15 protein-coding genes are annotated in these 23298 nt (G+C 41.4%); 13 read left to right on the top strand and 2 right to left on the bottom strand.

The window, feature by feature from the left end:
* The first annotated feature begins 85 nt into the window (after nt 1–85).
* From ACRRU2_RS07415 to ACRRU2_RS07450, 8 genes are read left to right on the top strand one after another with little or no spacing between them, the layout of a single operon-like run.
* A complete protein-coding gene (locus ACRRU2_RS07415) occupies nt 86–2737 on the top strand; it encodes a glycoside hydrolase family 2 protein (protein ID WP_432500574.1) in 2652 nt (883 codons plus the stop codon).
* A 60-nt stretch (nt 2738–2797) separates the two neighbouring features.
* Entirely contained in the window at nt 2798–4156 is a 1359-nt protein-coding gene (locus tag ACRRU2_RS07420) for an ABC transporter substrate-binding protein (protein WP_432500575.1), read from the top strand.
* Between the two features lie 52 nt (nt 4157–4208).
* Complete coding sequence (locus ACRRU2_RS07425) at nt 4209–5108, top strand: carbohydrate ABC transporter permease (RefSeq protein ID WP_432500576.1); 900 nt, start codon at nt 4209–4211, stop codon at nt 5106–5108.
* Nucleotides 5101–5937, top strand: coding sequence for a carbohydrate ABC transporter permease (locus ACRRU2_RS07430; protein WP_432500577.1), 837 nt, complete (start codon nt 5101–5103; stop codon nt 5935–5937). Before ACRRU2_RS07425 ends, ACRRU2_RS07430 begins: the two co-directional genes overlap by 8 nt.
* 3 nt (nt 5938–5940) lie before the next feature.
* Entirely contained in the window at nt 5941–6642 is a 702-nt protein-coding gene (locus tag ACRRU2_RS07435) for an SGNH/GDSL hydrolase family protein (protein ID WP_432500578.1), read from the top strand.
* On the top strand, nt 6620–8200 hold the full coding sequence (locus ACRRU2_RS07440; protein WP_432500579.1) for an FAD-dependent oxidoreductase: 1581 nt from the start codon (nt 6620–6622) through the stop codon (nt 8198–8200). The genes ACRRU2_RS07435 and ACRRU2_RS07440 overlap by 23 nt, the downstream gene beginning before the upstream one ends.
* A 31-nt stretch (nt 8201–8231) precedes the next feature.
* The gene (locus ACRRU2_RS07445) at nt 8232–9353 is read left to right on the top strand and encodes a Gfo/Idh/MocA family protein (RefSeq protein WP_432500580.1); all 1122 of its coding nucleotides are present in this window, start codon (nt 8232–8234) and stop codon (nt 9351–9353) included.
* Nucleotides 9354–9392: 39 nt separating this feature from the next.
* Complete coding sequence (locus ACRRU2_RS07450; RefSeq protein ID WP_432500581.1) at nt 9393–14630, top strand: DNRLRE domain-containing protein; 5238 nt, start codon at nt 9393–9395, stop codon at nt 14628–14630.
* A gap of 989 nt (nt 14631–15619) precedes the next feature.
* Here the strand turns inward: ACRRU2_RS07450 and ACRRU2_RS07455 are convergent.
* Both ACRRU2_RS07455 and ACRRU2_RS07460 read right to left on the bottom strand, forming a co-directional pair.
* On the bottom strand, nt 15620–16030 hold the full coding sequence (locus tag ACRRU2_RS07455; RefSeq protein WP_432500582.1) for a hypothetical protein: 411 nt from the start codon (nt 16028–16030) through the stop codon (nt 15620–15622).
* 347 nt (nt 16031–16377) lie between these two features.
* On the bottom strand, nt 16378–16830 hold the full coding sequence (locus ACRRU2_RS07460) for a DUF4362 domain-containing protein (RefSeq protein ID WP_432500583.1): 453 nt from the start codon (nt 16828–16830) through the stop codon (nt 16378–16380).
* Nucleotides 16831–16950: 120 nt separating this feature from the next.
* Here ACRRU2_RS07460 and ACRRU2_RS07465 point away from each other — a divergent pair, with 120 nt between their 5' ends.
* The 5 genes from ACRRU2_RS07465 (at nt 16951) to ACRRU2_RS07485 (ending at nt 23141) form a co-directional block, all read left to right on the top strand.
* Entirely contained in the window at nt 16951–17439 is a 489-nt protein-coding gene (locus tag ACRRU2_RS07465) for a matrixin family metalloprotease (RefSeq protein WP_432500584.1), read from the top strand.
* Nucleotides 17440–17453: 14 nt separating this feature from the next.
* A complete protein-coding gene (locus ACRRU2_RS07470) occupies nt 17454–18041 on the top strand; it encodes a hypothetical protein (protein ID WP_432500585.1) in 588 nt (195 codons plus the stop codon).
* A gap of 773 nt (nt 18042–18814) precedes the next feature.
* Entirely contained in the window at nt 18815–19801 is a 987-nt protein-coding gene (locus tag ACRRU2_RS07475; protein ID WP_432500586.1) for a zinc-dependent alcohol dehydrogenase family protein, read from the top strand.
* A gap of 591 nt (nt 19802–20392) precedes the next feature.
* A complete protein-coding gene (locus ACRRU2_RS07480) occupies nt 20393–20722 on the top strand; it encodes an ArsR/SmtB family transcription factor (RefSeq protein ID WP_432500587.1) in 330 nt (109 codons plus the stop codon).
* A 160-nt stretch (nt 20723–20882) separates the two neighbouring features.
* Nucleotides 20883–23141, top strand: coding sequence for an ATP-binding cassette domain-containing protein (locus tag ACRRU2_RS07485; protein WP_432500588.1), 2259 nt, complete (start codon nt 20883–20885; stop codon nt 23139–23141).
* Nucleotides 23142–23298 lie beyond the last annotated feature (157 nt).

The following is a 23298-nucleotide window of genomic DNA, read 5'->3' on the forward strand; positions in this document are numbered from 1 at the left end:
AAATAGTACGTAACCGATTATAGTTTAATTAGCAAATGGATTACAACGAAGTATTAGCTAATGCAACTAAGGAGGGTTACTACATTTGAGGTTGTTGAAACTTGTTGATTGGAAGTTGAAAGGGTTCTATCCTTATGTCCCCTTTCTCGGCAACAGCTTAGAGACACAGCAAGAGCTGATGGGAATAACAGATTGGCTGCCTGCTGAGGTCCCCGGCTGTGTACAGCATGATTTATGGAAAGTCGGATGGATTGACGATCCATATAAGGATATGAATAGTTTGAAGTGTGAATGGGTCGAAAATCGGTGGTGGATGTATCGGACTTGTTTTTCTATAACTGCTGGACCGGATGAAAGTATACTTCTCATTTTTAAAGGAATTGATTATAAAGCGCATATATATATGAATGGTCATTTACTTGCTGCACATGAAGGCATGTTTGAGCCAGTCGAGTTAAGTGTTGACGCTGGGATTTGCCAGACCGTTAACGAGCTGATTGTTTTATTCGAGCATGTTCCTGATGAGATGGGACAAATCGGATATACTTCAAAAACGCATACGCAAAAAAGCCGGTTTAATTACAAATGGGACTTTTCCACCAGAATGGTTCCGATCGGACTATGGGATGACGTTTATATAAAAGTGGTCAAGTCTGTTTATTGGGGAGAAGTTCGATTGACAACTTCTTTCGATGAACAAACGGGAATCATTAATTGGCATGGAACGTTAAAAATTGCTGCTTCAGCTTCCGATCTTCATTTTGATAAAATAGCAGCGTTCGCTGATGTTGTACATAATGGTGTAAGCTTAGGCAAGTGGAGGGGAACACTGGCGGAATCCGGCAGCTTTAATTTTCATATGGCCATTCCTGACATATTGCTATGGTATCCTAATGGCTTAGGAGAGCAGCCTCTTTATCATATTAAAGTAAGCTTGTATTATGACGGAGAACTGTGCGATGAGTGGACAGGAAGAACTGGATTTCGCAGCTTGAAATGGATACCTAATGATGCTTCTCCTGAAGATGCCCTTCCCTATACTTTATTAATTAATTCATCTCGCATGTATATTAAAGGAATGAATCTGACTCCGCTAGACATGCTGTATGGCACAGTCACGAAAGAAAGATATGAGGATATCGTGTTAAAGCTGAAAAAGGCAAATATAAACCTTGTACGAGTATGGGGCGGTGGTTTAATAGAAAAGGATATTTTTTACGAGCTGTGTGATGAGCATGGCATTCTGATCTGGCAAGAATTTATACAATCCAGCTCCGGGATTGATAATATCCCTTCACAACAGTCTGAATTTATTCAGCTGCTGGAGCGTGCGGCTTATTCAGCATTAATATGCAAGCGCAATCATATATCCTTGGCTTGCTGGAGCGGGGGAAATGAATTAAGAGACGAACATGGCATACCATCTACAGCTAAAGACAACAATATTGCAATGCTTAAAGCAATGGTACATCAATTAGATCCCGACAGACATTTTTTTCCTACATCAGCGTCAGGCCCCAATGAATTTTTATCTCTTGATCATCTGGGTAAAAACTACGATGTCCATGGCCCGTGGAAGTACGCTGGACCTGTGGAGCAATACAGGCTTTACAATTATTCCGACAGCTTGCTGCACAGTGAGTTTGGAGTCGATGGACTTACTTCTTATGCTTCAATGCAACGCTTTATGAATCAATCTGAATTAAAAGTACAATCGATGCAGGAAAATGATATTTGGAGACATCACGGCGAATGGTGGTGCACCAAGGATCGTGAGGATGAAATGTTTGGCAATATTAATGATCTGCGGGAGTTTGTTATTGCAAGCCAATGGACTCAAGCTGAAGGACTGCGGTATGGTTTGGAGGCGAATAGACGCCGGAAATATTCCAATAGCGGGAGTATTGTATGGCAGTTTAACGAGCCGTTTCCAAATGTATCCTGCACCAGTGTGATCGATTATTACCACCAGCCCAAAATGGCTTATTATTGGGTGCGTAAAGCATTTGCTAATCAGCATCTATCGTTGAAATATGATCAATTGATCATTAATTCTGAGGCGTTTTTCTTTCCAGAACTGTATTTTCACAATAGTTTAGAAGAAGGTGAACTGAACTGGAAAATTGAATGCATCGGTTTGCAGGGTGAAAGTATCCACATTCAACAGGGGTGTCATCTAGTAAGCAGCAACACCTCGACTAAAATAGAAGAGCTCAATTGGAATGCTTCAACCTTTCCTATGGGCATAATCGTCGTCCGGCTATCAGGTTCTTTCATAGGTAAAAGCTATAAAGTAAATGATTTTTATAAAAATAATTCCAGTAAAGACAAACTTTATAATCTGGAAACGAACACTTACTTGTTCTCAACTAAACCTAATCATTATTTCTCGGATTGGCTGAGAGCTCCATCGGTAGAGTTGGTCTGGAGCCATTTAAAAGATAGCAGTTCTGAAGAAATAGAAGTGTTTGAGGTTATTAACATGAATAGAGTACCTGCTTTGTATGTTGTAGCCGCTTACATGGAGAACGGGATAGAAAAAATTGTGATCAGCAAGCAGAATTATTCAGTTCTGTTCGCCGATGAAAAGATTCAATTCGAAGTAGAAAGGCGTTCTTTTGGCAGCGATGCGGTGGACCGTTCCTCTATTTATTTCAAAACACTGCACTCTTTACACTGTACTTTATTAGGAGGTGAGCTGGAAATAGCTAATAAGCAAGCAGGAGAAATGGTTTAGCCTGCAAAGCTGCATTATGGTGATGCGAGTCTGAAATATATTAAAAAGGGAGGCAGTCAAATGATTAAAAAAACTTATTCTATGATGCTAGTAGTGATGCTAGCATTCACAATGCTTGTTGGATGTGCATCTAATAGCGGCGGCAATAATAGTGCGAATACAGGTGGAAGCAGCCCGAGTCCATCAAGCAAACCCGCGGAAACTCAAGCTGCAAAGAAAGATCCGGTAGAAATTGAACTGGTTCATTATCAAACAGGTCAAGAGGATGCCATCAATCAGCTTCTGGATGAATATTTTGAATTGACTGGCGTGAAAGTGAAGCAAACATTAATTGACGCTAAAAATAATCAGCAATATCTAATTACTAGAGCTCAAGAAAAGAAGTTCCCTGATATCTATGCTGGCTCCTTGGAAGGTGAATTGTTAGCAAATTTAGTGAATGCTAATTTGGTAGAAAATTTATTGCCTGAGTGGGAAGCTTGGGGCTATGAGTGGCTTGGCGAAGAAAAGAGCTTTAAGGGTGATTTGGCCGCGGATAACCCATGGGGGGCTGAGCCGGGAAAATACGGAATCCCTTATATGGTTGCTACATCAGGCTATTATTACAATAAGAAAATGTTGAATGAAGCCGGATTTGAGAAGGCTCCTGCTACTTGGAATGAGTTCCTGGACTTTAGTGAAAAGGTGAAGGCGAAAGGGGTATCGCCAATTGCATACGACTTCGGCGATAACTGGGGGACGATGAATGCTGTTATTTTTCCTATAGCAAGCAACATTTTTGGCGGAGAAGAAAACCTTACTGCAGCGCTTAAAGGTGACGGTCTAGCTGATCCGAAATGGCTTGAAGTATTCAATAAAATAGCTGAGCTTCGCGATAAAAAGTACTTGGCTGAAGGGACGGCCGTTCTTATCATGTCAGATGCGGAAAAGAAATTTATTAATGAAGAGGTAGCCGTAATCTCCAATGGTTCATGGTTTGTGCCTGTGCTGAAGTCGGATGCACCGGATTTAGAATGGCTTGTCGCATTACCGCCGGCTGTTAATGCAAACAATGATGTAAATATTGATGGCGGTGTATCTATAAGTTTTACGATTTCAAAAAATAATAAAAACATGCAAGAAACTAAGGATTTTATAAAGTGGTTTGTCGATGGGCCGCAGCAAATAAAAATGACTGAACAAAGCGGTATTTTGCCTGCAAACAGCAACGCATTAACCGAGGCTGATTTGGATAACAACATTAAAGTTATCGCAGGTCTAGGTGAAAAGCTGACAAAGAAACGGCTGCATGCATTAGTAACGGAGGCCAACATATACGAAGAGTTTTGGAAGGGTGTACAAGCGCTTGTAGAAGGCAAAAAATCACCTGAGCAGCTTCAGCAGGATTTGATTAAAGTGTACACCGAGAAAAATAAATAAGGTAATGTGCCTTTGGCAGAATTGCGTTACTTGACAAGGGGAGGCAAAAGGTTTGAAAACGTTTACGAAGTGGAAGGATTATTTCACAAGCTATTTGTTTGTGATTCCTGGCTTGTCCCTATTCGCTGTGTTTTATTTACTGCCCTTTTATCAAAGCTATCGCCTTAGCTTCTATGAATGGACGGGATATACACCGATGTCTCAAGCCAAATTCGCAGGCTTAAGCAACTTTAAAAAGGCATTCGAGGATGATATATTCTGGGAGTCAGTTATTCGAGTATTTAAAATATCGGTTGGCATTATTGGCATCGAAATACCGCTAGCTTTGCTGCTAGCGGTTCTAGTCAATCATGTCATCCGAGGCGGCGCCTATCGAATTATTTATTTTATTCCTACCATTCTTTCGCCTATTGCTGTAGGGATGATCTGGAAATGGATGTATGAGCCGAAGTTCGGCATTATAAATCAAGCGCTTGATGCTTTGGGGTTGTCCTCACTCAAGCATGCTTGGTTAGCTGAAAGCGGTACAGCTATGGGAGCGGTAGGAGTAACCTTTATTTGGGAAACGTTCGGAACTTATTTCCTATTATTTCTCGTTGGTCTTACGGGGATTGATAAACAGCTGTACGAGGCTGCAAGCATTGAAGGAGCATCGAGCTTTCAAACGTTCAAGTCGGTTACTTTACCGTTAATGATTCCGACTATTATTCTGGTCATGATTTTGCTAGTACTAGGCTCTATGCAAATTTTCGGACAGGTGGTCATTATGACCAACGGGGGACCCGGCTATGCGACGGAGGTTCCATCCATGCGCATTTATAAGGAAGCTTTCGAAAATAGCAAAATGGGTTATTCTACAACATTATCGGTTCTTTTTGGTTTCATACTTATTGTTTTCTCCGTCATTCAATTAACAATTTCAAGAAGGTATGGTGCGAAGCTATATGAATAAAAAAACGAAATCCATTAGTCTCCATACCGTTTTAATTGCAGTTGCCGTTACATGTATTTATCCTTTTGCTTGGATTATTGCCAATACGTTCAAGCCGAATAGCGAAATTTTGAAAAATGAAAATTTGCTGGCGACGCTTATTCCTAATAATCCGTCCTGGAACAACTATTATAAGGTCATTGTTGAATTTGGCTTCTCTCAATATGTTTGGAATAGTTTTTTTTATACGGTTACTTCTGTATCGATAGCAATTATAGTAGGTGTCAGTATTTCGTATGTGGTTTCTTTTTACCGATTTCCTTTTAAAACTGTAATATTCGGAATGATTATCGTAACGATGATGATTCCGATGCCAGGTATTTTTATTCCGAAGTATATTGTGATAGCTGAGCTGGGGCTGCTGAATAATAGGCTGGGACTTATTTTACCGTTTGCAACCGTGTTAATTCCATTGACAGTTTTTATCGTAAAAAATTTCATGGATTCGATTCCGAAAGAAATGATGGAGGCAGCAACTGTAGATGGATGTAATAAATGGACAAAGCTTTGGTTCATCGTAGTGCCGTTAGTAAGGCCTGCTATTGCAACGGTTACGATATTTCATGTTAGAAGCATTTGGAACGAGTGGCTCTTGCCTTCACTCGTCATTACTGAGAAAGCTCTTCATCCGATTCAATCCGGATTAATGCGGTTTCAGGGCGAGCATTTCATCGACTACTCCTTGACTATGACAGGATTAGTAGTGGCCACGATTCCGCTGCTGACGATCTTCTTTATTCTCCAAAAGCATATAATCAACGGGATTACTAGCGGAGCTCTGAAAGGATAAGTGATGATGAAACAGCATGATTCGAAGTTAAGTTTAATAGTCGGGTTTGGCGATAGCATTACAGCCGGTGTTCATTTGTGCTCTGAGGATACGTATCTTTATAAGCTGGGTGCCGAGCTTCAGTGCGATACCTGTAATGCAGGCGTTCCAGGCCAAACAACAGCCGATGCGCTGCTGCGCTTGCAGGAAGATGTTTTGATGAAAAGGCCTGAGCTGTGCATTTTGCAATTTGGAATGAACGATCATGTTTTGGAAGCTCCCAATGTACATAAGGTGTCAGGGAATAACTTTTATGCCAATTTGATAGAGATGATAGAAAGGCTGAGGCAGCATAGTATTTCACCTCTTTTATGCACTGTACATCCCATTATTGAAGGTAATGCAGATGCTTATTATTACAATAGGCATCCGCAGCAATGGTATGAATCGAAAGGCGCCAATGAACTGATAGCCGAATACAATCACTTGATTAGGGAAGCTGCCGGCCGTTACAGCTGCCTGTTAGCGGATATTGAAGCCTATTGGAAAATAAAGCTTGCTTCTGCTTTTCGATTAGACCAATTAATTCGGACTACTCAGAATGCAGGGATGGATGACGGCGTTCACCCAACCCCGCTTGGGCAGCAGCTTTACTATGAATGCATAAGGGAAACTATCGTAAGCAGATGCGGAGGAGAAGGCTATGTTTCAGGAAATGAAAAGTGATATTGTCATTATTGGCGGAGGAGTCGGGGGCTGCGCGGCAGCTTTGGCTGCGTGCCGTACAGGGAAGCAGGTCATTATGACAGAGGAAACGGACTGGATTGGCGGACAATTTACAAGCCAAGCCGTGCCGCCCGACGAACATCCATGGATCGAGCAATTTGGATGTACTAGAAGCTACAGGCAGTATAGGAATCTTGTCCGCGACTACTATCGCAATCATTTTCCGCTTACACCGGAAGCAAGAGCCCAGGATCGCCTAAATCCCGGAAATGGAGTAGTCAGCCGACTATGCATTGAGCCTAGAGCTGCGCTGGCTGTGTTTCATCAAATGCTGGCGCCATACGTTCATAGCGGAAAATTGAAAATATTGTACCAATATATACCTGTATCGGTTGAGCTGAATCGGGATGAAATTATTGCCGTTACGGTTCGTAACAGCTTATCGAATAATCAAATCGCCTTAACGGCTGCTTACTTCCTGGACGCTACCGAGTGCGGCGATTTGTTGCCGCTTGCTTCCGCCGAATATGTAACTGGCTCAGAGTCGCAGTCGCAAACCGGTGAGCAGCATGCACTGCCTGGTGCTGCAGATCCTATTGATATGCAGCCTATTACGTATTGCTACGCCATTTCCTATCATGAGGGCGAAGACCATACGATTGAGAAGCCGGAGCAGTATGAGTTTTGGAGAGACTACTCGAATACAGAGTTTTGGACTGGAAAGCTGCTCAGCTGGCAAGTACCGCATTATATTACTTTAGAGCCGACCGAATACCCCTTTTTCCCAATAGAGGGAGGGCCGACTTCGAGATGGACCTATCGCAGAATAATCGATAAAACCAATTTTGTTCCAGGCACTTATGACAGTGATATCGTAATAGTCAATTGGCCGCAAAACGACTACTGGCTTGGGTCGATACTCGATGTAAGCGAGGAAGAGAAGCAGCGTCATTTGGAAGGGGCCAAGCAGCTCAGTCTTTCTTTATTGTACTGGATGCAGACGGAAGCGCCGCGGCCTGACGGCAAGCAGGGCTACCCCGGCATTAAGCTGTGCAAGGATGCTGTTGGCACAGAGGATGGAATGGCCAAATATCCTTATATTAGAGAATCAAGAAGAATTCAAGCAGAATTCACTGTAGTAGAGCAAATGGTAAGCGCTGATATTAGAGGAGCTGCCGGAGCTGAGCAATTCGATGATACGGTAGGGATCGGGGCTTATCGAATCGACCTGCACCCTAGCCTGGGCGGAAGACCTTATACGGATTTATCCAGTTATCCGTTTCAAATTCCGCTGGGCAGCTTAATTCCTGTACGTATTCGCAATCTAGTGGCGGCTTCCAAAAATATAGGTGTCACCCACATTACTAATGGCTGTTATCGTCTTCATCCTGTGGAATGGAACATTGGAGAGGCTGCTGGAGCCGTTGCTTCTTATTGCCTAGATCGAAAAGTATCGCCTAGTCAGGTAAGGAATAATAAATTGCTGCTGCATGATTTTCAAGCGGGACTTGCAAAAGCGGGCTTTGAGCTGCATTGGCCATCAATTGGCGCGCTATAGGATGAATTTCCACAAACGGGAGGAGAAAGGTTTGAAGATAGGTGTCATCGGTTACGGACTCCGAATTAGAGAAGTGATTAGACATATAAAGTTGATAGAGCCTGCTGTTCGTATAGCAGGGATAGTAGATGTGCGGGATTTTCCGGAGCTTAAGGATGAGGATGGTCGGGCTATTCCGATTTTCTCCGCAGCATCGGACATGTTAGCGGCACAAAAGCTCGACGGAATCATGATCGGTACACGCTGCTCCGAGCATACTGATTATGCATTGGTGGTATTGCCCTATGGAATTCCGCTTTATATGGAAAAGCCCGTATCCACATCGATGGAGAAGTGGAAGGAGCTTTACAAGGCAGCCGCTATCTACAACAATACGCCAGTCGTCGTATCCCATCCGCTTCGTTTAACCTCAATCGTTCAAAAGGTTAAGGCCATTGTCGCAGCTGGGGATATCGGCGATATTGCCCATGTACAGGCTGCCAACAATGTTCCATATGGCGGTGTATATTATCATGCTTGGTATCGCGACGACTCCATAACTGGTGGAATGTTTTTGCAAAAGGCTACCCATGATTTTGATTATTTGACTGATATTATTGGCTGCAGGCCCGAAAGGGTCTGCGCTGTAGCCTCGAAACAGGTTTTTAAAGGTAATAAGCCCGCTGGTTTGAAATGCAAGGATTGCGAAGACAATCGTACTTGTGAAGAGAGCACGGTAGGCACGACAGAGGAGGAGAATTGGCCATACTGCTGTTTTGCGGAAGATACAGGCAATGAGGACTCTGGCAGCGCGCTTGTCGAATATGAGAACGGGGTGCATCTTAGCTATACGCAAAACTTTATTGTCCGGCGCGGAGCGGGTACCCGTGGCGCCCGAGTAGTCGGCTATAAGGGAACGATTGATTTCGATTTTATAACCGGTATTATTAAAGTCATTCATCATCATAAAGATCAGGAGGATATTTATCGATTCGGTGCAGGAGACGGTCATTTTGGAGGGGACGCGAACTTGGCTGCCAATTTTATTGGCGTAATGAAGGGGAAGGAAAACTCAATCAGCACTTTGCAAGAAGGCTTGCGCAGCGCACTGTTATGCTTAAAGGCTAAGGAATCGGCTCAAACAAAAAATTATCAAGAAATTGTTGAATTGTAGGTATTTGAACAATTATATGAATGGTAGAGGTGAGTTAGAGTGAAAAGTTTACGCGAGTGTGCAATATTACTGTTGGTCATGCTTTGTGTGAGTTCTAATCTTACGTTACAACCATCTACAGATAATGTCGCAGCCGCTTATCCGTTAAATGCGGATGATGGCGGTCTTATTCTTCAAGATGAATTGAATGATTTGACAAAGCTACATTCTTTTTCGGATATCATGGTTAAAGACGCATCAGATCCCGGCTCAAGCTACGTTGAGAATGATACTTTTTTTGTATCTGATAATGGTCCAAGTCCCCATATGATCTACAAGGTAAATGATATAAAATCATTTATTCTAGTAGCTTACACAGACCCTTCTATGCCTTTGCCGGCTGTTCATTTTGAAGTTTCTAAAGACCAGTTCAATTATACTTCTGTTACTCCAGCACTTATAAATGAAGGGGTTCGAGATGGATCATGGAATCGTCTTGTATTTGAGCAGCAAGGACTGCAGGATGCCAACTATTTGAAAATCAGCTGGACTGCAGGCGCTTCCCCTGTGTACATAAGCAAGATACGCCTTGGATATACTGGCGGAGCAGGCTTTACGGATACGGGATTTGAGACAACACTAAGCACGGAGCTTTTTGAGTCTGGCGGCTGGGAAGTTAAATATGCTAAGACTGACGCGCTAGCTGACCCTGATTTTACAGTTTCAATAGAGAATGAGGGAGGCGTACCAGGACGATTTTTGAAAATAACCGGAACTGCGGCTTCCAAAGGAGCTGTGCTGCTAGGACAAAGGGTAACGCTGCCTTCCTTTTTTACAGGCCCATCCGATTTGGTGGCAACGGCAGACTTTCAGCTGTTCAGCGCATTAGCTGTGCAAACTAACGTACTGAAGCTCGTTATTATGCCTGATTCTGAATGGGACAATCTTTCTTCTACCGCAGGCGGAGCTGGCATATATACAGCTGCCGAACTAACAAGTTATACGTGGTATGATGGCAGCCTAAACCCGGAGCAAGCGACGGAATGGGAATACGGTACTACAGCAGGTACAGATCTCACAAGTGCGCTTGGCAGCCATACGGGCAGTGATGTCGTTATTGCTTTATATGCGGAGCTTAACTCGTCGCTAGGTATAGACGAAGCTTATATTGATAACTTTGAGCTGAATCTAGGGGAGCTGTCGAATACCCGCCCTCATTTTATCCATGTGAAATCGATCAGAGATAAAATATTTGGCTATCGCTGGGCTCAGGATGTAGTGAACAATTACAAATCGAAGTATGATGACTGGCTGACTAGAGATACGGAGCTTATACCTGACTCTACCCATATTTTGGAAAATCGATTTACCGATCCGATCAATAACGTAGCTTTAATTTTTGAATATAAATCCTACAATGATATTCTTGCAATGGGATATGACTATGACACTTACTATCAAGTAGCGGAGTTCAAATCGCCTGGCAAAGATCCGAACGACCCCTCGGATGATTTGATTATTAGTGCAGCAGATCCAAGCATAAGCCCCCAAATGGATAGCATTACCAAAGGTTATTTCTCCAAATGGATTCAGTATCATACGGATGCAGCCATGTATTTATCCTACTTATATGTGTTGACAGGCGAACAGGAGTATGCTGACAAGGCAGGAGCAATTGTAAAGGAGTTTGCGGATAAATATCCGCAATATGTTTTGCATGACGTTGTGTCACCGATAAGGCCGATAGCCTCCAGAGTTTTCTACTCCGTTCTAAGTGAAGGAGCTTATTTCGTTACGCCAATGGTATATGCAGTGGACAATCTTTATAATTCAGGCGTGTTCGATATCTCATATAAGAAGGCTATTCGGGAGGATATGCTGTACCCTTCAGCCGATGTATTAAAACGCAGCGCTAATACAAACAATTTTCAAGTTATCCAAGATACGGCCATTGGTTTAATTGGTTATTTGTATGATGATGCGGACTTGATAGCAGAAGCCAAAGAAGGCTATGTACCAACTGCGCAAGCAGGTGATGCGATGGGGATGTTCAATGAATTGCTGAATTACGGGGTTGGTGAGGATGGTTTCTGGTTTGAGGGCACGCCAAGCTATCACGGTTTTGTTCTTAAGGAATATATTTTCCTTGCGGATGCAGCACAGCGTTTTGGAAGCAATGTGGGAGAAAATCTATACGCTTCGAATAACAAATTTAAATCTATGTTTGATGCGATGTTGAATTTGCCTTATCCTGATCTAACCCTCCAGGCCAACAATGATTCTCCATACAAGCCGAATCTAATCACTCCGATTTATTTGTGGATGATCGAAACAGCTGACCGAGAATACAATGCTGTTGAATCCCAATATAGGGCTTTCCTTAATCAAGCATATACGATGGTAGATAGAAGCGGTGCTGATCTGTTCTCATTGCTGACAGGTTATCGGACTATTCCGTACTCATCAGAGCCGTTTGTTCTTCATGATGCCAATATGAGCGGAGTGGGAACGGTGCTTACCCGCAATCATTACAATGGACAAACTTATATGAGTACGATGGACTATGGCATCTTTACTGGCTCTCATGACCATTACGATAAGTTGAATGTTACGACATACGGGAATGGTCGAGTATGGCTGGATGATTTGGGGATTGGTCCATATGGGACTGAGTCGGCGGATTTCTATTATCGGATGTCTGCTGCTCATAATACAGTTGTTGTTCCTGATAGGAATCAGGCTGGAATAAGCGGTTCATTCCTGGCATTAGGTCGTACGAATTCCATGCATTACAGTGCTGCGGCAGCGGATGGCATATTTGCCGATGTTCAGCAATATAGAAGAGCGTTAATAACCGTTGATGACTGGATGCTGGATGTATTCAAATTGCGCACCTATGATGAAGTAACCTTTGATTGGTTCGCTCGGGTGCCGGATAGTACGATGGAGCTGAGTCTTGCTGCTACGCCTCAAACGGGTAAATTGGGAACGGCTAACGGCTATCAGCACACGGAACTGCTTAGTCAAGGGACTACAAACGGAAAATGGTCTGCTGATTTTACTGATGCTACGGATATCAATAAAGTATATCGAATAACGATGCTCAATGATCAACCGATGGATGTATTTGAGGCACAATCTTATGGTACAGCTAATAAACAAAATGTGAAAATTCCAGTGCTCGCTGCTCGGCAAACGATTGACGGAGATGGACAATTTGTCGCGATTCATGAATATTCTCCTGATGCAGTCAATGGAATTGTCCAAATGCTCAATACACCAGATGGAATTCGAGTTACGAAAGCTGATGGCGAAGAAGTCATTATCCAATATGATATTAGCCATGCAACGGAAGAAGCAAGCTTTATGCTGCTTAGGCGGGATTCGAATAATGATATGATGAATATGGAGATCAGCAATGACAATCGCTTAATGATTGATTACAAGCTGTATGCCCATAGTGATGAGATTTTACGCGGCTTATCGATTGCATATGATGCTGGCGTAATTAACATTGAGAATGAGGTTAATGATCCGACTCCATATAAAATGACTACTTTAACCTTTTATGCGGGTGACGAGACTTTCACCAGTGTAAATGTTGATGGCGCAGCTTATCCTTTCACAAAAGAAGGAGACTACATCACGATTGTTGCACCGCTCAAAGCGGCTCCGACATTAAGCAATCAAGCATATAAAGTGAATGCGTCTGAGGATGCCTATGTAAAGGAGCAAGAGCCGAATCGTGTTCTGGGAGAGTATTCAACCATAGGAGTACGGAATACCGGATCCAGCGGCGGGGATATGGTATCTTACATCAAATTTGATTTAAACAACTATTCAGGCAATCATGTATCGGAATCTGCATTCAGATTTTATGCTTATGATAATGCTGCACCGTATAATCCTGTGGAATTATCGATCTATGGAATCGTAGATAACAGCTGGGACGAGAACTCTTTGACCTGGATGAACGCGCCTAATATTGCAAGTGACGGAACTGGCAAGACCATTATTACCGGCCTAGGATCTACTGCCTATTACATCGATACGATCAGTCTTGAAGATGCAAATTATAGCTGGCATGAGGTTGATGTTACAGATTTTGTTAAAACTTATGGACTTAACAACAAATTTGTCAGCTTTATGATTGCAGCAGATCATAATACGAATGATTGGATTTTTATTCCAAGCAAAGAAAGCGGCTCAAGACCCCCACAGCTGATTATCAAAGAAAGCATAGATATCACGGCTGAGGATACTACTTATGCTCGAGGCGGGTCATTCAGTGCATCACTTCAGACAGGGTCTGTAGAGATGCAAATTATGGATGCTCCCGATGCGGCAGATGACAGGATATCTTATATGAAATTCGATCTTAGCGAGTATTCATACGCTGAACTAGGGAAAGGAGTATTAAGTTTTCAAGCATCATCAGCCAGTCCAGACACGAGCACGCCAATCACTGTCTATGGAATTAAGGATGACAGTTGGACAGAATCTGATTTGACATGGGACAACTCTTCGAATCACGAGAGCGGGGATACAACGATTACCAATATTCCTGACGCTGCTGTACCTGTTGCGACAGTATCTGTCATCGGATCAAGCAAGAATTATTCGGTTGATGTAAGCGGTTTCCTTAAAGGCAGATTGTCTGCTCAAACGGCGAGCTTTATTCTAGTTGATGAAAATGACGGAAATGTGCTGATAACGATTGACGGCCGTTTAGGAAGCAATCCGCCAAATCTGTCGATGTATCAGCCAGTCGCTCAGGAAATTACTCAATCCGCCTACATTTGGGGAGGGACTTACGCGAACAGCAATCTTGAATACTCGGCCCATCTCATAGTCAAAAATACAAGCGGAACGGGTGCAGACCGAAAATCATATTTGAAAATTGATTTGGAATCTATTCAAACGAATCGCGTCAATAGAGCCATTTTACGATTATATGGAAAAAACACTACATCGTCAGAGGAAATTCCAATTACGGTATACGGGATTATCGATAATAGCTGGTCATCAACCGCTATTACTTTCAATAATGCTCCTAACCATAATCCAACTACTGGTGACATGATAGGTGTAGGTGTCTCTGCTTTTAAATTGGATACGATTCCAGTTGGACCAGCAGCATTATATGAATGGGACGTTAGCGACTTCATTTACGCAGCTATGCGTTCAGGAGAAGCAGCAAGTCTGGTTGTCGTTATGGATGATATTAGCTCAACAGGTTATATGGACTTTAACAGCAGTAACGGAATTATTAAGCCAAGCTTTTTATTATCGTATTGATGATGGAGTACTAGCAATTGTACGCAATAACAAAGCATAGTCATGTGAATAACCATGGGTTGAGATCGATGGATTTCGAATGTGTGAATGACTTCATCTATTCATAGTGGCGAGCATCAACTTATTTCAATCACGAAAAGATTTTTGGTATGATACCATAAAATGGAGGATCGCGGGATTAATGAAAAGTGATAATGCTTTGAATAACATATTTTTACTGAGATCGAAGGGCGAGTGTATTAGAATCGTTCGCCAACGACTTGGGTACACACAAAGTCCCATTGCACTGAAAGACAGAGCAGCAACGTTCATGCCTAGGAGTGATTTTTAATTCAACCTAAATTAAACGTAATTGCCTCAGTTTATAAAGGAGCGGGTTCAACCTTCGAATGTTTTTTGGGATATTTAGCATTATACTTTTTCACACGTAGGAGTGCAGAAATTTCCTTATAGCAAACCATCGCGGTTCATTTATTAATTCTAATCATATATAAACGCCTCATCACGGAAGAGCATTGTTATTAGTAATTGGAATATAAAGTGTTTAGTTACGTGTGCTGTGTGTGTTTAGTACTACAATTATTAAAGCAATTGAATGGATTTTTAAAAACTAGTACGACCTAGGATTATTAAGGTTACCCTTTTCAGAGATTTCATTCTCATATGCCCAAATACTCCTTACATAAATCCATTATTTAAAGCACATAATCATTTATTTAGAAGTAAGACCAACGTTTGAAAACCCATAGTTAGTTAAGGGCTGGTTCTGTTCGTGGCAAGCGACTATTGTTCAATTGCAATTCTTTCCTTAATAATTATACAACAACCCAGCATCACTGCGGTGCTGGGTTATTGTATAATAGGAACAGTATTCTTTTTGCAAGGGATATCAATAAACGTGGCCTTCTGTATTTTAAGTTGACAGTTGTTTTAATCCACGTACGGATAGTAACTTTAATTCCGTCCAAATATGCGATGGCATTACTAACTTAACGTTTGCGCTTATTTTCAATAAGTTCTTCTACATTATTTAAAGATATCGCTTTAATTTTTAGCTCCTGTAATTGTTTGTCGATATCCTTCTCTGAAGATAAAATAGTGATCGTATCATTCTTAGTATTAAGTACACCTATTTCAAATATATTCTTTGAGTAAATGTTACGTTTATATAAGACATAATGATCTTTCCATCCTATTTCAATAACATTCGAACCAACTATTATCGGTGAATACTCCTGTTTTTTTGAAATAAAATGGTCTTCGCCTAATGAACCAAACACTCGGTAATCATTAGGCAAAATCAAAATGTCGCTTTGTGAATCCCGATAATCGTAAATCATATTCTTAGTACAGCCTGTAAGAAGGATAATTGAAAGTATAATTGAAATGAGGTATTTCAAGATATAATGTCCTCCTATCGTAACGCATTACGTAGGAAACAAGTTCCTGTATTAAAGAATACTAAATTTACTAAATTTTAATGAGCCTGTTATCTTTACAACGAGAGCGAAAATTGAGCGTGCGAAACAGAGCGTCGTAAATCAGAAAGAACCAACAAAAGTGCACCATGGAGTTTTTGATGGAGATCCTATTTAGTTTCACGAATGTGACATGGGAAAAACACAGGTGTTGAACCTATTAACGATGAAACGACAGATAGATGACATTCCTTATCACTGGATATGATGGCGGCTATAAAGAGCAAGGAAGAAATCTAAATTATATCACTATCAAGGTTCAAGCTAGATCAAATTTCACTATTATCTAAAAGGAACAAAGGTATACGATTAGAACCGCTGCCTTCACAACCATCTAAATCATAAAATACTCCACTCATGTTCTCGTTAGAGAAAGGCTCTTGTCTTATATTATTGCAAACCCCCTTTTCAATACCCCTAGCAGAAAATTTATCCCTGGAGTTGTCCAATTTAAAAAGGATTTCATTATTCTCACTATTCGTGAGGTCTATAATAATTGGATCTCCTTCGTCAGTGTAAACGACTATTCTAATCTCATTCCTCTTCTTTTCAAGAAATTCAAAAAATTTGTTTAAATGATATTTACCACTGTGAGTAACCACAACATCTCCATTTTTAATTGCCTTTTTTGAAGGATAGTTATAGTTAGAGAAAAGTGCAATTAGAACAAAAGATACGATTAATAAAATACCAAATATTAGGAACCATCTACTTTTCATCATCCCGCTCCTTTTCCTCTATTTAAAATCAATCAACACAATGATACCATTAATTACAAATACTGCATATTTGGGTATGATAATGTTAAAAAAACTACTATTTTTATCTGTGTATTTTTCTTAATGTTTAGTGCTCAAAGTGCTTTAGCCTACAATTTGTTAGGAGGTAAACAAAAAACAACTGATATAAAGGTAGTGAAGAAGGCAACTTTCAAATCAACACATGGGTCAGTACTTACGGACGCCTTATTCGATTGGATAGATTCTTCTAATCCACTAAAGTTCACTGTTTATTCTAGTGGTGGTGGTCATATTTATATTGGTGGCGGCAACCTCGGTAACAATGATACATTAGCAACCACTTATAATTATAGGGAATACATATTTTGGGGAGATTACACCGATTCTGTTATTGAATTAAACTATGATGAATATGATTCGTTATCTAGTTATGATAGAAAAGGTACTATGGCTCATGAAATTGGACACGCTCTTGGCCTAGACCATGATAATGCAAATCGTTATGTAGTTATGTGTCAATTAGGAAGTGGTAGACTTGTGAATAAGCCTCAAAGCGACGACCTAAATGGAGTTAGTTACTTATATAATTAAGGAGGAGAATTAGGATGCTAACTTTAAGAAGAAATTATAAAATAATTCTTTTGGCAAGTATTTCTTCAGTATTATGTTTTGCTTCCATAATACTGTATCTTAATTACTTACAAATTCAAAATTTACACGGTACTGGAGAGGTTTCTGTTATATTTAATGATGTTGACCAGTTATACAGTGAATCTGAATATATTGTAGAAGTTGAAGTTATCGAAACTCAATCTTTCTATGTTAATGAATCTCCATTCACTTTATCTAAGGCAAAAGTAAATAAAGTTTTTAAAGGCGGATTAGAAGAAAATATTATAAACATACTTGAAAATGGAGGGTTAATAGAGAAAAGAAACTATATTTTTGAGAAAAATCCTGTTTTTAATGTAGGAGAACAAGCAATAGTATATTTACACAAATATTATGGGCCAGCTGCTGAAGACGCATATTTTATACGTGGTGCATATCAAGGGAAATTCAAGTTTGCAGATAATAACAGCTGGCTCACCAATAATGAATCAATAGAAGAACAATTGTTAATTCCGCCTAATGATGTTTCAGAAGGACTTAGTAATGTTAAGAGTTTAAGAGATTTAAAATTAACCCAATGACGAGGAACAGAATTTTTTTAGGGAGCAATCTGCACATAGAATGGCTTTAAAGAAAGTTAAAGAAAAAACTCTTGAATTTCGTATGTCTATCGGTAATAAATAAGAAAATATTATCGTAGCGAAGGAAGAGGCTGTCCCAAAAGTCATAAATGACTTAGGGATGGTCTTTCTTCATTTTGTGAAACAATCTGCCAATGGACTTGGAGGACGACATTCTTCCCAATCTCCTCGTTCGCGTCGTTAACGAGGCGGTTAATCGTTTGGACGGCTAGATCTTCAAGGATGCCTACCTGGGTGACGGACGAGACAGCTATCCCCCCAAAAATGCTCACCAAAGTCATCATTTATGTTGATAGCAGACCGAGCCTGCTTCAATTTAGTTATAGCATCGCTGACCATCTTGTCGCGCTCGGGATTGGCTCCGAGGAATTCTAAAAGGAACTTTAACAATCGGAACGGAAAAAAATTACACGTCGGCACAATCCATTGCGAATAGTTTTCAACATAGGATGTATGTGCTTTATAGTTGGTTTCAACAGAAGCTTCATTCACTTAAATTTATGCCTGTTGTTTGGCGCACCACGAGAAGGAGTTCATGCAATAGATGTCGAAATACCGAAGGATCTATATCATATTCGACGTTATCCGACGCATGAGGAGTGAGATATTGAAGTTTCGAAATCCTGTCGATACTAAAATGGCATTTCGCAAATACTTGCTATTTTTTTTTTTCATGATCCCCACTCTATTCTAGGCGGAAGGAGATATTTGCTTTGGATACAAAATTCATTACATACGAACAATTCGGTAATCCCGCAGATGTACTAAAAGTTCAAACAAAACGCATTCAACCGCCTAATGAAAGTGAAATCCTGGTGCGCATGCTGGCTCGGCCGATTAATCCTTCGGACTTAATACCGATTCGGGGCGCTTACTCGCACCGGATTTCTTTACCTCAAATTCCTGGTTACGAAGGTGTTGGCATAGTAGAAGATGCGGGTTCATCTGTATATCAAAATCTAATTGGCAAGCGAGTTCTGCCATTGCGCGGGGAAGGAACATGGCAAGAGTTTGTTAAAGCTCCAGCACAATTTGCTATTCCTGTTCCTGATGCTATAGATGATATTATTGCTTCTCAATTATATATAAATCCAGTTACGGCATGGGGTATTTGTACGGAAGAGTTAGGATTAAAACCAAATGATATTTTATTGGTAAATGCCTGCGGTTCTTCTATAGGGCATATATTTGCGCAATTGTCTAAAATTATAGGTTTTCGACTCATTGCAGTAACAAGAAATAATAAACATACCGACAATTTACTTAGGCTTGGTGCTTCTTATGTAATTAATACATCCCAACAATCATTACATGATACAGTTTTGGAGCTAACAAATGGCTTTGGCGCTAATGCTGCCATTGATTCTGTTGGAGGTGCGTCTGGAACTGATTTAGCTTTAAGCGTTCGTCCTAACGGAACTTACATATCCATCGGACTTTTATCAGGTGTACAGGTTAGCTGGAATGAAATTTCAAAAGCTGGAGTGATCGCTAAAATGTTTCATTTACGACATTGGAACAGAAGAGTATCACTAGAAACCTGGCAAGAAACATTTCATCATTTAATCACATTAATTAAAATTAAAAAATTAAGTTTAATGGCGACAAATTCTCACTATGATTTATTAAATGTAAAAGAGGCTGTAAGTTTAGCTGAATCTTCTACGAAGAACAAGGGGAAAGTTATTCTAACAAGCTGACGGTTAAGTAACACCCACCACTTATCAGCAGAAGAGTCGTCCCGGATTTGAGAACGACTCTTTTCTAGTTCGTTGAAATTAACCGGATAATTTATTGTTTTTCAAGTTCCTTTTTCTTTGTAATGATTCCAGTACGAATAGCTTACCAAAAAGGCGCCTGGGCCAAACACAGTAAAAAGGTTCGTCGAAATGTCGAATAAAATATAAAATGTGAAACAACATACCGCGATAATACTATATTTTAAATATTTTTTTTGGTTATATTTTTCTTTTCTATCGAGCATAGTGCTAATAATCATTCCGATGATAATTGTATTTATAATTTGAATCATATAATCCTCCAATATATTTTTTGAAGTATGAGAATTGTTGTCTTACCCAATACTTGCCATTGTATCAAAATATGGATGGATTAGGAACTCAACCCAGCTTAATTTAAATGATAAAAGTAAATATAACCTATTATTGACATGACACCTTTTGGTGGCATATAATCAAAAAGTCATTAAAAGGTGTCCAATCTTCCCAAACTTTTATGGGAAGATAACGATAATAACGTCTGTCCCTTGGTTAATTTTAGGAGAGAGTGTTGTGAGCGAGAATAACCAGTTGCGGGATGTGTTTGGCGCGATTGCTGATCAAACAAGGCGCCGGCTGATTCAACTGTTAGCTGAAGCAAAGGAATTGCCGCTGCATGAGTTAACGTCACAGTTTCAGATGGGCCGAACTGCGATATCCAAGCATTTGACAATTCTCAAAGAAGCTGGATTGGTGCTTGATCGAAAAGTCGGAAGAGAAACACGATTTAGGCTAAATGCTTCTCCACTCAGGGAAATTTACGATTGGTTAGCTATTTACAGCAAGTTCTGGAGTGCAGATTTGTTGCGCTTGAGCCAATCACTTGAGGAGGAAGAAGAATGAGGCAGGCAAAATCATCTTTTAAACTGCTTAATTTTGCAGGTACGATAGTTAAACTCAGTTGATCCAAAATAACATAAACCGGCTGCATACTCTTTGCAGCCGGTTTGTGTCTGCAATAGATTAAGTATTGGGCTATTATACAGTCGAAAGGAAGTTGAAAATGAGCGAAACTAATCAAGAGTATATAGTAATCTCGGGTGCGAGGGAAAATAATCTCAAGAATGTATCCTTACATATTCCCAAGAGGAAGATCACGATCTTCACCGGTGTATCCGGATCGGGCAAGTCATCGATTGTTTTTGATACGATTGCCGCAGAATCCACCCGGTTGCTGAATGAGAACTTCAGCATGTTCGTGCGCAACTTTCTGCCTCGTGTTCCTCAGCCAGATACTGACGCGATCCAAAACCTAAGCATGGCAGTTATTGTGGATCAAAAGCGGCTTGGAGGAGGCTCCCATTCCACAATGGGCACGATAACCGATATTTCTCCCGTTCTTCGTCTTCTATTTTCCCGAATGGGTCAGCCCTATGTAGGACAAGCGCATATGTTCTCGTTTAACGATCCGCAAGGCATGTGTCCTGAGTGTAACGGGATAGGCCGCAGGCTGGGCGTAGACATGAACAAAGCAGTCGATATATCAAAAACACTTAATGAAGGAGCAATTATGCTTCCTGACTATGCTGTGAACGGCTGGGATTGGAACATAATCGTGCAGTCAGGGGACTTCGATCTTGATAAGAAGCTAAGCGATTATTCAGATGAGGAACTGGAGCTGCTGCTTTACGCCAAAGCAAGAAAAGTTCAGATGGACTTTGCAGGTAAAGCAACAAATATTACGGTAGAAGGCGTTATTGAAAAGTTCACAAACAAATACATCAAGCAGGATGTAAAAACGAAATCCGAGCGCACACAAAAAGCTGTTGCGCCATTCATTTCTGAAGGTCCGTGCTCTAGCTGCCGCGGCGCCAGACTCAGTCAAGCCGCGCTAAATTGCAAAATTAACGGGCTCAACATTGCAGAAATGTCATCGATGGAGGTAGGAAAGCTTATACGCATCATTCGGGAAGTTGACGATCCTGCCGCAGCGCCAATAATCAAGTCCCTGAAGGAACGTCTGCAGCATCTGGTGGATATCGGACTTGATTACTTGACACTGGATCGTGAGACGGATACTTTGTCTGGCGGCGAGTCGCAGCGCGTTAAAATGGTGAAGCACTTGAGCGGCAGTTTGGTGGATGTCACTTACATTTTTGATGAGCCTAGCGTTGGCTTGCATCCCCGCGATGTACACCGGTTGAATGAATTGCTTCAGAAGCTGCGAGACAAGGGCAATACCGTCATCGTCGTAGAGCATGATCCCGACGTGATCAAGATCGCGGATCATATTGTCGATGTCGGGCCTCACGCCGGCAGCCGCGGCGGAACCATTGTGTATGAAGGGGATTTCCAAGGTCTGCTCGGTGCAGGCACGTTAACAGGCAATCATATGAAGCGGCCGCTTCAGCTGAAGCATGATTGCAGGCAGCCATCGGGCCAGCTGTCAATTAAGAATGCTACGCTTCACAACCTGCAAAATGTCAGTGTAGATATTCCAACCGGTGTGCTGACAGTAGTTACTGGTGTGGCCGGTTCGGGCAAGAGCACACTCATTAATGAAGTATTCCTCAACCAGCATTCGGATGCAGTCGTTATCGACCAATCGGCGATAGGCGTATCAACACGCTCAAATCCCGCGACATACACTGGTATTATGGATGATGTGCGCAAAGCGTTTGCTTCCGCCAACAAAGTCAATCAAGGCTTGTTCAGCTTCAATTCCAAAGGCGCTTGCGAGAACTGCCAAGGCCTTGGCGTTGTATATACAGACCTCGCATTTCTGGAAAGTGTGAGGCTGCCATGTGAAGTATGCGGAGGCAGACGGTTCAAGGAAGAAGTGCTTGAATACAAGCTGGATGGCAAGTCGATCGCAGAAGTGCTGGAAATGACCGTGGAGCAAGCGTTGGAATTTTTCCAGCTAAAAGAGGTAGTCCGCAAGCTGCAAGCTATGAGCGATGTCGGGCTGAACTATATTACGCTCGGCCAACCGCTTAGCACATTGTCGGGCGGTGAATGCCAGCGTATCAAGCTTGCAAGTGAACTGCATAAGAAGGGCAGCGTCTATGTAATGGACGAGCCGACGACCGGCCTGCATATGTCGGATATCGGTCAGCTAATGGGAATTATGAATCGTCTCGTGGATGCAGGCAATACAGTAATCGTCATTGAGCATAACCTCGATGTGATTAGCCAAGCGGATTGGATCATCGATATGGGACCAGACGGAGGCAGCAAAGGCGGCCAGGTGGTGTTCGAGGGCACGCCGACGCAAATTATCCATGTGGAGCAATCATTCACAGGAAAATACTTGAGGTCGTAATAGTTACAAGGGGTGTATTTTGTCATTTTTTCTTGACAGGATGCATCCTTTTTCTTGTAAAACAACACAAACTTTCATAACCTGGCGGCTTTACGTTAATGATCATTCCAGTATTGGCCTTGTATTTGCTATTAGCTTTTTCAATCTATTGCCAATA

It is taken from the genome of Paenibacillus sp. GXUN7292 (assembly GCF_050864975.1).
Classification (GTDB): domain Bacteria; phylum Bacillota; class Bacilli; order Paenibacillales; family Paenibacillaceae; genus Pristimantibacillus.

What these genes read in the sequence shown, in the direction of transcription:
- ACRRU2_RS07460 (WP_432500583.1), bottom strand. Translation starts at nt 16,830, where the DNA reads ATGATGAAAAGTAGATGGTTCCTAATATTTGGTATTTTATTAATCGTA.
- ACRRU2_RS07430 (WP_432500577.1), top strand. Translation starts at nt 5,101, where the DNA reads ATGAATAAAAAAACGAAATCCATTAGTCTCCATACCGTTTTAATTGCA.
- ACRRU2_RS07470 (WP_432500585.1), top strand. Translation starts at nt 17,454, where the DNA reads ATGCTAACTTTAAGAAGAAATTATAAAATAATTCTTTTGGCAAGTATT.
- ACRRU2_RS07420 (WP_432500575.1), top strand. Translation starts at nt 2,798, where the DNA reads ATGATTAAAAAAACTTATTCTATGATGCTAGTAGTGATGCTAGCATTC.
- ACRRU2_RS07440 (WP_432500579.1), top strand. Translation starts at nt 6,620, where the DNA reads ATGTTTCAGGAAATGAAAAGTGATATTGTCATTATTGGCGGAGGAGTC.
- ACRRU2_RS07435 (WP_432500578.1), top strand. Translation starts at nt 5,941, where the DNA reads ATGATGAAACAGCATGATTCGAAGTTAAGTTTAATAGTCGGGTTTGGC.
- ACRRU2_RS07485 (WP_432500588.1), top strand. Translation starts at nt 20,883, where the DNA reads ATGAGCGAAACTAATCAAGAGTATATAGTAATCTCGGGTGCGAGGGAA.
- ACRRU2_RS07465 (WP_432500584.1), top strand. Translation starts at nt 16,951, where the DNA reads ATGTTTAGTGCTCAAAGTGCTTTAGCCTACAATTTGTTAGGAGGTAAA.